Annotated in this window: 4 protein-coding genes; all 4 read right to left on the reverse strand. The window is 34.0% G+C overall.

Going from position 1 to position 15658, the window contains the following annotated elements; translation table 11 throughout:
• The coding region (locus tag ABD939_RS15475) for a M14 family zinc carboxypeptidase (RefSeq protein ID WP_345170456.1) at window positions 1-4240 on the reverse strand (4240 nt) is incomplete at its 3' end.
• A gap of 274 nt (window positions 4241-4514) precedes the next feature.
• Window positions 4515-7694, reverse strand: a complete 3180-nt coding sequence (locus tag ABD939_RS15480; protein ID WP_345170458.1) for a LamG-like jellyroll fold domain-containing protein — start codon at window positions 7692-7694, stop codon at window positions 4515-4517.
• A 195-nt stretch (window positions 7695-7889) separates the two neighbouring features.
• Entirely contained in the window at window positions 7890-14882 is a 6993-nt protein-coding gene (locus ABD939_RS15485) for a choice-of-anchor D domain-containing protein (RefSeq protein ID WP_345170461.1), read from the reverse strand.
• A 254-nt stretch (window positions 14883-15136) separates the two neighbouring features.
• On the reverse strand, window positions 15137-15658 hold a 522-nt coding region (locus tag ABD939_RS15490; RefSeq protein ID WP_345170464.1), incomplete at its 5' end, for a T9SS type A sorting domain-containing protein.

Raw genomic sequence — 15658 nt, forward strand, 5'->3', positions numbered from 1 at the left:
CGATAAGTGTGATAACCGGCGCAGTAGTATCAGGAATGACGTTAACTGTTCTGGTAACTTGTAAAGCAGCATTACCAGCGGCATCGCTTACGTTATAAGTTACTATGTATGTTCCCGCTGTGTTAGTATCAACAACATCGCCGCCAATAACAATGTTTGCAGTAATATCGCCATCTAAATTATCTGATGCAGTTGCCCCAGCTTCTGTATAGCTATCACCAACATTTAAGTCTATTGACGCGTTTCCGATAAGTGTAATAACCGGCGCAATTGTATCTGCACCTTCAACAACAGTTAAGTTAATATCGTCTACAGCAATATCAGCTCTCCAAGTACCACCTACAAAACGATTAAATCTTAATTGAATGCCTGAACCGATATAGCTATTTAAATTTACATTTACTAATAACCATAAGTCACCTTGTTCGCCAAATTGATTCCAAATACTAGTCCAAGTTGCACCATCGTCATTACTAATTTCTAAATCAATGGTTCCCATATCAGGATCACCAAACATGTGATATTGAAAACTAAAAGTTGCCTCACTTACATTTGTTAAATCAAAACATGGGGAAGTAATAATTGCTCTTTTATTTGGATAACCTGTATTATTACCTGAAGCTTCAACATAGATATAATCTGATCCTTCTACTGCTCCAGAAGGCCCTGTATTGTTAGATTGTGTTCCTCCAGAATTAACCAACCAGTCTAAATCGTCTGCAGATGATTGAGACCAATTTCCAATAGAGCCTTCAAAACCAAACGCATAAGGGTAGGTGTCTATTCCACCAGTACATCCAATAGATACTTCGTTTACATTTACAGTTCGTGTAACTTCAGTTGCATTATTTCCTGCAGCATCACTTACATTGTAAGTAACTACATAGCTTCCCAATGTATTAGTATCTACAGTGTCGCCACCAATAATAACGTTAGCAGAAATATCTCCATCAACATTGTCTATGGCAGTTACTCCTAATTCCGTGTAAGAAGCACCTTGATTAATATCTAGTGGAGAATTTCCATTTAAAGTAATGACTGGAGCTGATGAATCGACGCCATCAAATGCAGTTACATTTATATTATCAATAGCTATATCAGCTTGCCATGTACTTCCAACAAATCTATTAAAACGTAATTGAACACTTCCCCCAGCATAAGCATCTAAATTAATATCAACATTTAACCAAGTATTTCCTTGGTTTCCTGATTGACTCCAAAGACTTGTCCAAGTAGTTCCATTGTCATTACTTGCTTCTAAATCAATAGTACCCATATCTGCAGCTCCAAACATATGGTAAGAGAAGCTAAATGTTGCTTCTAGTTGGCCACTTAAATCAAGACATGGCGATGTAATGATACCACGTTTGTTTGGAAAACCAGTTCCATCTACTGATGCTTCAACAAATATATAACTTGAGCCATCAATAGCACCAGATGGTCCTGTGTCTGCTGATGGAGTTGTTCCGGAGTTGATTAACCAATCTGAATCATCTGAAGATGATTGAGACCAATCTCCAATACTACCTTCGAAACTTTCAGAGTAAGGAAATGTGTTAATAGATGTACCTGTACATGCTACAAAATCACTTGTAGTAAAGGTATTAGAATTAGTATAACTAGATGTTGCACTAGTACAACGACTTCTTAATTGAACTTCATAATTAGTAGAAGGATTTAGTCCTGATAACGTTGTAGAGGTACCTGAAATATCTGTAATATCTATCCACGTGCTTGATCCTGTCTCCCTGTATCTTAAATCGTAAGTAGCAGATGTTGTTACATCCCAATTTACACTTGCAGATGACGTTGTAATATTGCCAACTGTTAATCCTGTTGGTGTTGTTGCAATACAAGGAACTTGGATACTTGTAATTTTAAAATCATCGAAAATAAAACCATCAAAAGTTGTGGTTAAATCATCTTCTCTATTTGTACTATCACTTTTTAGTCTAAAACGAAATTGTACATTATTTTGGCCTAACAAGAAGCTGTTTTCTGTGGCATTAATATACATTTCTTCCATTACCCATTTATCCATACTATCTCCGTCATAAATCACATCTCCATTGGTTGATTGGTGTTCTCTAAAAGTGGTTGTGTTTTTGTTTAGGTGAAAATTAGTATCGAATGTTGAGGTTGGTTTGTTGTAATTTCCGCATAGCGCAGTCCAGCTACTTCCTCCATTGATGCTTGCTTCTAACTGCACTAAATCGTAATTTCTTTCTAAATCCCACTTTGCAAAAAATTGCACTAGTGCTTGAGATGTTCCAGATAAATCTATGGCTGAATTTAGAGTTATAGATTTGTTCTCATTATTGCTGTAAGCTCCAGATGGAGAATCTGTAATAGCAGCAGAACCTGAATAAGAATCTGTTGTTATGCCCCAGCTACCACCAGATGTTGTCCAGTTAGATGTACCAGTTACGTCAGGGTCATCTTGAAAAAGGATACTTGACTGATAGTATTTTACATAATTTGCTTGATAAATAACAAAATCATTATTACTTAAAGTAACTTGAAACTTTATCTCTTCGTTAGGTTGTATTCCAGCATTTAACGTATAAGGTATACTTAAATCTCTTCTTTCTAATTTAGACCATCCAGATTGTACTGATGGAGAAGTAATTGATGCAATATTAGTAGATACTGGAGTAACCGTTAATGTAATATCATCATAAGTTTTTCCTAAGTATTCAACACCAAAAGTTAAATTACCAGATGTAGAAGAAATGCTACTCGTATTTAAATCATGAAGCTTAGCAAATTTTCCTGAATATAATACAGATAGAAAATTCATTCTCATAGCCTTTTGTGCTATGGGTGTAATTTGAGAAGGTGCAGGCCAGAAGTCGTCACCATTTTCTGGTGCAAAAGCCAATACATCTTTTCCAGAACCAGAGCTTGTTTGTCCTCCGGAAGATACTGGTGTTCCACCAAGCATCCAGTCATTTGCATCACCATTTGCTTCGTATAGGGTATTAGGAGCCGAACCATAAATGTATCTATTGTAATGCGTTAAATCATGGCATATTTTTGCATATTCGTCTTCTCTACCAGAGTCAGCAGCATTTACAAAGCCATTGTAAGATGATGTTACAATAGAATTTAATCCACCGTGATGATTTACTGCAACTTTAATATTATGATTAGTTACAAAATCTTGGATAATTTGTGTTTCAGGTTCAGAACCTGCAGAAGGCCCTCTGTAAGTATTACTACTTGTAGTAGGAGAAGAACCAGCATTGTCCCATCCCCAATAGTAATTGAAGTTTCTATTTAAATCTACACCTCTTACATTATTTGAAGTATTAGTTGAGCCATTATCAGCAACGCCTGGCCTAAGGTTTTTACGTTGTAAACCACCACCGTTTGGTGCAATAACTTCATTCCAACGAAGTCCATCTGGGTTAACTATTGGTATAAAATAAAGCTGTTGATTATCAACTACATTTTTAATAAAAGGATCACTATTATAATTTTCAAGAATGTACCACATGAAATACATTACATTCATTAGGCTATTTACCTCTCTTGAATGCGTCATACCCGTTATTAAGGTTTCAGGTTCAGATGGTTCTTCAATATCAGGATTATCTGATATTCTTACATAGTATACCGATTGACCTGCCCATGTTGTTGAACCTGTAGAATTTCCGTGTGTTGTTTGCCCTGTTGATGAGGCATCAGTTTTAACAGAAATTAAATTAGGGTATAAGCTGCGCATCAAATCTAATTGCGCTAAGGCTTCACTAACAGTTAAGCATCCACCCATACTTCCTAATTGAAAGTTGCTAGGTACAGTCCAGTTTATTTCGCTACATTCATCGTGTTGTACTGGATTACCAACAAGAATATCTTGAATACTCAAACTTTTTTGAGTTGCCGATACGTCACCTTTTTTGTTACGTTTACTTTTAAGTGAATTTAACTCACTTTTTGCAAATGGCAGCTCTAAGGCATGTTTTTCAGCATAATGCTTTGTTAAATCATCAATTAACACATTATAAGAAATACCATTTCTTTGTAATGCCATCAATTCATCTCCACTTAATTCTAACTCAAGATTATTATTAACAAATCTAGGACCGCAGGTTAAATCGATTCCAGTTTGTTTAATTTTTGATAATAAAGCGTCTGATGGGTTAGAAATTGATACTCTTTTTGCAGTTGAAATTTGTTGAGGAAAAACTAAAATTACATTCAACAGAATAATTAGGGTTAATAGGGTCTTTTTCATGAGGGTTGGTTGTTAGGTTAAAAAAAACTTTTTTGAATTTAATCTTTTTTTTTAAAGCCCAAAATAAATTATTGACATAATTTTCCTATATGAAATATTTTACGGGTTTACCATAGCTAATTGTAAGAAAAATATTATTTTAAGGCTTTTAATGTGGTAATTAATTAATTTCATCGAATAAAAACACTAAAAATTTGATTCTTATGCATAAAAAAAGAGCCTCGATTTTGTTCAAGACTCTAAATATTTTGATTAAACAGAATAATTATGTCATTTAATTTATAAGTACTTTTTTTGAAATCATTCCAAACTCAGTTTTAATTTTTAAAATATAATTTCCGGCTTTAATTTGGCTAGAATTATATTCAATATGATTCTTGTTTGTATTAGTTTGAAATTTAAAAAGAGTTTGCCCTAAAATATTAAACATCTCTACAGATTCTACTAATCTTGAAGCAGGATTATCAATAATGATTTTATTCTTTTCATTGGAAAAATAAATTTCAATTTGTTTATTTTTGTTTTCTGCTGTACTTAAGGTAATATCTTGAGAGAAAGTAATCTCAAAACGATTTGGATATTGTCCAGCAGAAAGATAAACTTCGTATTTACTCTGCTTTAAATCGTGGTATAAATTCAATTCTTTATCATGTAAAAATATTTCAATATCGTTAGGAGTATTCTCTAATTCATCAATGGTTATAGTATTAAAACCATCTGTTTTTGTATGAATTCCTAGTGGCATAGTGGTTTGGTCATTAACTTCATTAGTACCTTGAATGATAAATTTTTCGTTATTAATTAACCAATACATATCGTCAATTTGGGTGTCTATGTATTTAGAATCGTAACCCCAATCATATTCTGGTGTTGCATTTTCATCCACGGTTATAAGTAGTTGTCTTTGTAAGTTATTTATGGAATTAAAACCTATTCTTAGTTTCATTCTTGTGTCACTACTTTTTAAAGCTTCATTCTTAAAAGTTGAAGTTTCGCTATCTTCAATATGAAATATACGTTGACTATTATTGAAATTTACTATACCATCAGTCTCAGCAGTTATATAGAATCCTTGACCAACAGGAATGTATCTATTTGGCACATCAGTAGGAGTACCGCCAGTAGAATTAATAATATCTTCTGTTTTTTTTGATGCTGCAGGGACGCCACCAGAAAGTGAAAAAGTAGCATAACCACCTTGATAATCATTTGCTATATGCGACCCGCCACCCCAATGTTTCCAGAAGTAAAGCGTTCCATTGGATGATCCAACTCCAGAAATTGTTGATTTATTATCATTTATAAATTTAACTGCATCCATTGCAGACGGGTAGGGGTTTCCTACTAAGTAATCGTTTCCTGCATTTACATTTAAAGTAATGTTTTCATTATTTGGTTTTCCCTGAAGTACATAATTCTGCTCTTCATCAATAGATCCTGTGCCAGGACCCTTCATAGTAAAACCTTCACCAGGAGAAATATCGCCTGTGCTTCTTACTTGTTGCCAAGATGCAAAGTTGTCTCCTGGCTTATTAATATATTTCCAAATCCAATAATCTGCTATTGATATTGGATTTATTGCTCCGTCATGCCCAGTTTCTAAAAAAGTAATATTTGTAAATACATCTTTTAAAGCATAATTGTTATTATTAGTAGTTTGATTAACCTTTCCAACAGGTGAAGCCCAATAATTATATGTGTACTTATCTGCAGTACCTTGTAAATCTTTTTCCAGTATTCCAGAACTCGTAATATCTAATGTGCTATTTTCTGTTTGAATTAATTGAGATTCTTCTTCTAAATCTAAAATCCCATCTAGTTTTAAATACCAAGAATTAAATAAACCAGAGTTTTTCTGTACGCTTAAACTGCTACCATCATCAATAATGAGTCCTGTAGTAGATATGTTAGTGTCAATCTCTAAATCACCTTTAATATGGATAATGGAATGTTCAGGTATTTCTGTCGAAATAACCCACTCATTACTTTGTAACCAATTGTTAGGATTACTCCAATTACCTGTACTTGTTGATGTTGTAACATATGGTAGAGGTGCTGTGTAATCTTGGTTCTCTTGAAAAATGGACATATTATTAAGATTTCCGTCTTCTTTACTATTAGAGCTATCAGGAGTAAATCCAGTATTTAAAACACTCATTTTATAATATAGAATTAGATTACTCCATAATAAACCATCTATATCTTTAGGTATTACAGTTCCTCTAATATTTCCGTTGTTGTTTTCTATTTCTTGATTTATTTGTTGGTGAATTTGGTTTAGGCTTAAAGCCTTGTCGTAAACTCTACATTCGTAAATAGAACCTTTAAAATGATTATTGTCAAATTCTGTATTTCTGCCAATTTCAAAATCGTAGTCTGAATTCCAATCTGGTGTATCATTAATAATTGTGCCAATTAAAGAATCATCTTGATAACTCCAAATAACATTTCCGTTAAGGTATAATGTTGCAGTACCCGAATCACCATCAAATTTAATAATGGTGTGATACCAAAGATTTTCTTTTAATATGCCCTCAGGTAAATCGACAGAGCTTAATTCTTCGCCCGAATTAGTTTTTATAAATGCTTTTAATTGTTTATTGTTATCGAGATATAGCCTAAAGTTACGTTGTCCTATAATTTCGCCACCACTAGAGTTACTATCTAGCTTAATCCAAGACATCATGGTAACTTCTGATTTTCCTCCTAAAAATGCACTACGGTTTACATAATCATCAATACCATCAAAATCTAAGTTTTGTGGTGTGCAAAAACTAAAATCGCCTATACCGGTAGCATGAGGTACATTGGTTGAACAATTATCACAATTTCCCCAAGTAAATGATACGCTTTTAATATAATTAGGACTAGCATAGTTAACTCCTACTATGGCATTTTCGCCAGAAGTTATATTTGATGTTGCGTTCACAATACCTGTATTATTATTTGAGGTATAAGTGGGTTTTGAAGAATTTGTGAATTCTGGATAAATAATATTTCCGTCTTGATCTTTCCCAGTAAATTCATATTTGTCTCCATTGGCTTCCCACACGTTTACATGATGTATATCAAAAGAAAACGCATATATAGGTTTACTAAATATTATTGTACAGGTAATTCCTGAACCTGAAAACCCGTTTGATAGTAAATCTATAGCCTTATATAAGTAACTAGATTGTGTACCAACTTTTGGTGTTTGTCCTGCCCAAAAACCTAATGTACTCGTTTCGCCTGTAAATTTTATGGTAATATCGGTTCCAGAACCATCAACATTTGTATAAGTGTTTTCAAGTTGTCCAGATGGCCAGAAATAGTCATCGCTTACCATGCTTGTAGACCATTTTAAATTAAAATTTTGTCCACAAGCTGGTGTTTTATGAAGCTGTGCATATGCTTTTATATTATAAAAACAGAGAGAGAATACTATAATTATAGTAACAGCAATTTTCTTCATAAGTAGGTTTTTAATTTGGGATAAATATTAGTTTGCTTTACTAATTATTTACTTAGCGAATATAACAATTTATTTCCATATAATCGATAAAGTGTTAAATAACTTCGATTAAGTGTTTATTTTTATAAAAAAGCCCTAAAATTGTTTTAGGGCTTTAATTTTAAATTCGCAATGTGTTTTGTTGCTTTTATTTAACTATTCGATTAAAATCTTTTTCGAAATTGTATTATTTTCTGATGTTAAATTAATAATGTAAACACCTGTATTTATTTCTTTTGTTTTAAATTCTAAATAACTTTCGTTGTTATCATTATTTACATTAAATACTGATTGACCCAGAACATTATATAGTTCAACAGTTTTAATATTTAATAGTTTTGGGTTATTTACGATAATACTTTCTTTATCATTAGAAAAATATACCTGTAAATCTGATTCATCCAAATCTTCAGTACTTAATAAAGCATTGTTAGAGAAAGTTATCTCAAAACGGTTAGTATATTCGCCAGGACTTAATAGTAAACTGTACTCGCTATCTCTTAAATTATGATACGTGTTTAATTCTAAATCGTGAACATAAATATTTTTGTCATTAGCTATATTTTCTAATTCATCAATTTTAATAATTGCTAAACCTTCTTTTGCAATTCTCAAGCTAAAAGGTATTATTTGTTCAGTGTTAAAATCGCTTACAGCCTGTATTATTAATTTAGCTGCATCCAAATTCCAATACATATCTTCAAGGTTACTTTCAATTAATATGGCATCGTAACCTAAATCAAATTCATTAGAAGCCTTTTCATCTACACCAAGTAATAGTTGGCGGTGGTAACCATCAGGAGAATCAAACATTAATCTTATTTTTTGTCTGGTGTCTTCATTTGTGGTGGTTTCACCTTTAGATTTTTCACTAGATTTTAAGAATATTGAACCAGAATTAGATCCAGATACCAGTTCTCTTTGGAAAGCTCTCTGACTATTTTTAAATAAAATATTACCTCCAACAATTGGTTGTGTTAAACCTGTTAATGCACCATCATCTACCGCAGAAACGAAGAATCCTTGTCCTACTGCTATATACCTTTCTGGTAATTTTGTACCAGATGCATAAGATGCATTAATTCTAGTATCTGTAGATATGGCAACAGTTCCACCTAATAAGGTATATACAGCATAACCTCCTTGGTAATCACCAATATTATGACTGTTTATTGCAAAGTGATCCCAGAAATATAACGCACCATTAATTACATTGGTTGTATTATTTCCACCATCTACAGTGCTAATATTATCAAGTATAAATTCATTAGCATCAAGTGCAGAAGGGTATGGGTTACCTACTAAATAATCGTTATCAACGGTTATTGGTAAGCTAAAATCTCCATTATTTGGTTGCCCTTGCATAATATAGTTTTGGTCTGGTGTTGCAGTACCAGGACCTTTCATAGTAAATCCTTCTCCAACAGATAGTGACCCTGTACTTCTTACATGTTGCCATTCTGCATAAGTATCATTTACTCTATTTGCGTATTTCCATATCCAATAATCTGCATTTTGCACTGGTGAAGCAGTACCAAAATACCCTGAAGTTAGGAAGCCAACATTAGTCATTATATCTGTTAAAGTATAATTTGAATTACTTGTAGGAGCAACAGGTGAAGACCAATAATTATATAAATAAGTATTGGAATATCCTTGTTGATCACGCTCTAAAGTACCAGTACTGGTAGCATCAAAATCACTTCTATCCAATTGTACTAATTGCGATTCTCCTTCTAAATCTATAGTGCCATCAAGTTTTAAGTAATGCGACACCGTAAGGCCAATACCTGTATTTGAAGCAGTATCTCCGTTTACTTGTAAATCACCACTATTAATTATTAATCCTTCTACCGAACAATCTCTACTTCTTGCAGCTGTTGGAGATGCACCTAAATAAGTGTCATGGTTTATTTCAACAATATTCCAATCAATAGGTGTTGTGCCATCAATAATTGATAGTGAATTAGGTAACGGTTGAACTGCGTTATTTAACCATGTAGCATCGGCATCCCATGAACCTGCAGCTTGAGTTTCATATGGTAATGGAGCAGTTTGGTAATCTACTGTATTTAAGTTTCTCAAAGCACCTTGATTACCATTTCCAGACATATCATCGGTGTTAGTATAGGTGTAAACAGACATTGGATAATAGCCTTCTAAATTACCCCATGGAATGGCATTTATTTCATTATTTGTTATTGTTGTTGGTATAACGCTTCCTTTTATTTGTGCTATAGTATTATCATCTGGATCAGGGAAATATGTAATTTCTGATAATTCTTGATTCATAATATACCTTAATTGAGCTGGAGTTAGGGCAATATTCCATACCCTTACTTCATCAATAATTCCTGCAAAATAATCGGTTGTATTTGGGTCAAAGCCATCGGCTGCTGCAATTAAGAATTTTTGTGTTGTTGCTACAGGAGCTGGTAAAGATGTACCTACCGCGCTTAATGTAGGGTCTAAAACACCATCTATATATAAATTTGCATTACCTGAATTGTAAATTACTGCTACTTGGTGCCATTCGTTTTCTGGTATGGCTACTCCTGATGTTAAAGTTACTGCACCTCCGTTTAATGTAAATGCCAATCTTCCAGAGCCATCAATTCTTAAGTCGTAACCTTCAGTATTTGCTGCGTTTCTTTTTGAAACAATTGATGCATTTGTAGTACCAGGATCTCTTTTTATCCAAGCAGATAATGTAAATTCAGTTGTGTTTAAATCTAAATTATCTTCAACATCAATATAATCAACAACACCATCAAAATAGATAGAACGTTCTCTGATAATTTGTGGTGCGTAACCAAAAGTGATGTATTTAGTAGCATTAAAGTTATAGTCTGTTTCAAGATTTCCGCTACCATCTGGAGTCATTACCCTATAGTCTGCAGTTGGATCAAAAATGCCAGTGTCAGATATAAACATATAGTAACTCCCAGGAGGGGTTATGTTTCTAATAGCACTTTGCGGAATTCTTACTTTACAAGATGGAATATCTCCACCAGTTTCAACAACTTTCCACGTACGTTGCATTGAAACAAATGATACTGGAGTTGTTAAACCAGCAATACCAGAACTCATGTCTACCGAAATAGCAGTTGCAGATAAATTCAAATCGGCACCATCATTACCCCACATTAAAAACTCTCTATCATTAAATGTAGTTGGGTTAGTTGATTGATTATCGCTATTTGTATCGTAAATATCAGATAACCCAATACTTAATATACCTTCAATTGGTCCATCTACATCAGTCTCATCATTAACACTACTTGATTGTTTTTGATTTAAATCTGAAGCATCATCTCTACCAATACCGGCAACATCATAGTTGTAGCCAGCGTTTGCAGCAGTATCCCAAATAACAGTTTCTTGCGAATCAATGTAATCTACATCATTTAAATTTTGAGCAGTTACACTATTTGTATCGTGCAATGTTATTCCATATTTTATTGCTAAAGAAGATAAAATTTTGTGCTGATCTAAAGATGTATTTTGATGAGAATAACTTACAACCTCACTAATTTTTCCATCGAAAAATGTATCAAAAGGGTGTCCGTTTATTGAAATTCTACCACTACCTAAACAGAAGTATGAATTTAAAAATTCGTTAAATGGCAACGTTTCAAATAATGACGATGTTTCACCGGTAGCATTATCTATTCTAATACCATTTTTGTAAATTTCTGTTAAGTTGTTAGCAGGATTATTTTTAATATTAAATACAATGACTTCACTATCATAAGAGTCTGTTGCACTAGAATATGTTCTACCATAAGAACCTTGTGGGTCTATACCACCTGTTAAAGATGGTGGTACAGTACTTACCATATGGTTAACCATAGAATCATAATTAGAAAACCTTTGCGAACCTGCACCAAAGTATAAACCAGAACCATCACTATGCATAGTTTGGTTAGCAAATCTACCAGAAATAGGTGCTTGTGTATTAGCTACTTGTCTATCAATAATACCATCCGTTTTTATTACAATAAAATACTCTCTTGCAAAATAACCACCTTTTCCTTTCATTACATCTTGGTTGGCTTTTACAAAATCTACATAAGGGTTAAAGTTAATATTTCCAGTAGCATTATTATTAAAAGTTGGGCTAGTGGCTGTAACACTTACGGCGTCATTATTTTGAGCTTGATCGCTCCATGTAGCAATATCAGCACCATCAGCAGTTACTCCAATTTCAGAGTCTGCTTTTAACCATAATGTTAGGTTATTAGTAATACCACCTGGTCCGTTTGTAGGATTTGGAAATGCAACATCTGGGTCTCCTTTTATGAATACATTATCAAAATTAAAACCATCACCATTTGAAGTTTGGGTTGAAAAATGAACTCTAAATTGAACGGTTGGTACAGCAAGCGATGAAGGTAATGGAATTTTGGACTCATGAAAGTTGTTTCTTCCTGCAACAATAGAACCTCCAAATAGTGTAGTACTGTCTCCAGACCAACCATTTACGCTTCCTAATGCGTTAACACTAGCAGAATTATACCAATTTGTACCAGAACCGGTAGCTCCAAGAGTTGACCAATTTGTACCATCAGTACTATATTCTATTATAGCACCATCATTTGCGTCTGTTTGGAAACGCACATCTATATGTAATACTAAGTTGTTAAACCCAGATAAATCTATAACAGGGCTTGTTGCATAGGTTGATGTATTGGTTGCATAATTATTATACGAGTTTGTATACCAATAATTAGCTTCACCAGTTTCAGTTCCATTTGTGCCATAAGCCCAAGTAGAACCTGAACCAGTATCAGACATTGTCCAGCCACCGTTATTATTGTCAAAATTTTCATAATATATGGTATACAAAGGATCGCCAGAAGTACTAGAACCCTGAACAACAAATGTGTATGGGTTTTCGTCTACATCATCACTATCAATTGAAATTGTGGCCTGTACATTTGTGCTGACTACACTAGGGGCATATCTTACAACAAAAGTTAAATCACCACCGCTAGCAATTGTTGATGCCGTTGGTTGAGATAAAATATAAAAACCAGAATCTCCAGATATATCAACTAAAGGAAAACCTCCAGTTAAACTTAAAGGTGTAGTTCCTGTGTTTTGAATTGTAAAGGTATGATCTATAACTGCGCCTATTGCTACTGTTCCAAATTCGGTATCATCGCCAACTATTGGTGTTGTATCTCCATCGGAAATAGTAGTTCCGTTTCCTTGAATATTAATTTCTGGAGCGGGAGCGGTTGCAGTTCCTTGTACTACAAAAGTATAAGGGTTTTCATCGCCGTCATTATTATCTATAGATACAGTTGCTTGAAAATTAGAACCTATAACGGTTGGGTCGAACCTTACAACAAAAGTTAAACTTGCACCAATACCAATAGTATTAGATGCTGGTTGTGTTAAAATAGAAAATGCTGCATTACCACTTATATCTACTATTGGAGTTCCACCTGTTAAATTTAATACAGCTGTACCAGTATTTTGAATTGTAAAAGTATGATCAACAGTTAAAGAAGTTGGTATTGAACCAAACTCAGTATCATCACCTACAATTGGAGTTGTATCTCCATCAGCAATATCAACACCATTACCTTGTATATTTATTTCTGTAGTTGGAGTAAATGAAGAACCTTGTACAACAAAAGTGTATGGGTCTTCATCTGAATCATTATTGTCAATAGATATTGTTGCTTGTGCATTAGTAACATCAACAGTTGGAGAAAATCTAACAACAAAAGTTAAGTCGCCACCACCACTAGTAATATTATTTGCACTAGGTTGTGTTTGAATAGAAAAAGCTGCGTTTCCACTAATATCAACTAAAGGAACTCCACCAGTTAAGTTTAACGTAGCTGTTCCTGTGTTTTGAATTGTAAAAGTATGATCTAAAACTGTAGCGTTAGCTATTGAACCAAATTCTGTATCATCGCCTGCAATTGGAGTTGTATCTCCATCAGTAATATCAACACCGTTTCCTTGTATATTTATTTCTGGAACTGGTGTAAATGAGGAACCTTGAACTACAAAAGTGTATGGATCTTCATCAGCATCATCACTATCAATAGATATGGTTGCTTGCGCATTGGTAACATCAACTGTAGGAGCAAATCTAACTACAAAAGTTAAATCGCCACCACCACTAGCAATAGAACTAGCACTAGGTTGTGTTTCAATACTAAAAGCTGCATTACCACTAATTGCTACAATATCTGGTATGCCATCTAAGTTTAACGTAGCTGTTCCTAAGTTTTGAATTGTAAATGTATGGTCTAAAGTTGTAGCGTTAGCTATTGAACCAAATTCTGTATCATCGCCTGCAATTGGGGTTGTATCTCCATCAGTAATATCAACACCGTTTCCTTGTATATTTATTTCTGGTGTTGGTGTTACGGTCCATGTCAGAACTACTAGACCTGGGGCGCCATCACCACCAGTTCCATTTCCATCTCCTGATGCGCCACCGCCACCGCCATAATCTTCACCATCTTGACCATCATTATCATTACCACCATTACCACCATTACCAGTGCCGCCATTACCATTGTTTGTTCCACCAGCTCCACCTGGAGGAGCAAAATTACCGGCAGCATCAGCACCATTACTTCCATTACCACTATCGCCAGCAGCACCACCGCCAGCACCACCTTCGTCGTCATCACCATCACCACCATTACCACCACTAAATGCTAATTGACTTGTTACAGTACCAGTGAATGAACCACCGCCACCATTACCGCCAAAACCACCACTTCCTGGGGAGGTTAAACCACCATCACCGCCATTTGCGGTTATTGTTCCAATTGTATGAGTAACTATAGTATTTCCTCCGTTGGCTCCATCATTTCCATTTGATGTAGCACCAGCACCACCATTTCCAATTGTTATTGTAATATTATCTCCAGGTGTTACAGCTATTGTTCCACCACGGAAACCGCCACCGCCGCCACCGCCGCCGCCATCGTTACTAGCTTCATCAGCACCACCGCCACCTGCACCCCATGCAGCAACGTTAACTGATGTTACTCCTGCAGGAACTACGAATGTTCCACTAGATGTAAATGTTTGACTTTGCGAAAAAGCAAGTGAAGAAAATAGAATACCTACTATAAGTATACATGACCTTAATAAAAACGTAATTTTTTTCATAAGAGGTTAAATTTAGCTTGGGACTAATTATTTAAGCACCAAATGTAGATTAAAACTCCATGAAATACAAATTTAATCGATGAAATGCATTTTAATATTTTAACTAATTGAAAATCAATATATTAAAAAATGGTAAATTTTTTAATTGTAAAAGCTTTTAAATAATTATTACAATCAAGATTAATTATGCTAATTACATAAAAAAGGTCGAGTTATTTATAACCCGACCCTTTTATTTTAAGCTTTTATTCAGTTTAATGTTTTATTAACCTTTTATGAATAGTTGCTCCAGTTTCCTTATTTGTAATTTTGAATAGGTAAGGAGCTTCATCTAGTTTATTTAAACCAGAAACATTTATTCTACTATTCATACTTGAATATTGTCTGTCAATAATAACTCGTCCATTTAAGTCTAATATTTTAATTGTGAAATCACTATTGTTAAAACCTAAAGGTAAATTAATAGTAATGTTATCATTAAAAGGATTAGGTATTATTGACACATTTCTTAGAGTGAAATCATCTCTATTTAAAGTGATTAAGTCAGATCCGTTACAATCTTCATCAATACCATTGTTTGGTGTTTCAGTAGCGCCAGGATATATTGTGTTATCTGTATCATCACAATCAGTTAATGGTAATACAGTTGTAGTGTAACCAATACCAGGATCTGTACATTGCGTTACAGTTGATATTGCAAAATTATCACCATCAGCATCTAAGTACCAAACTGTTGCAGGCGTTACGGTTAAGTTCAGCACTAAATCGGCAGTACA

This window comes from Algibacter aquimarinus, assembly GCF_039543265.1.
GTDB lineage: Bacteria > Bacteroidota > Bacteroidia > Flavobacteriales > Flavobacteriaceae > Algibacter_B > Algibacter_B aquimarinus.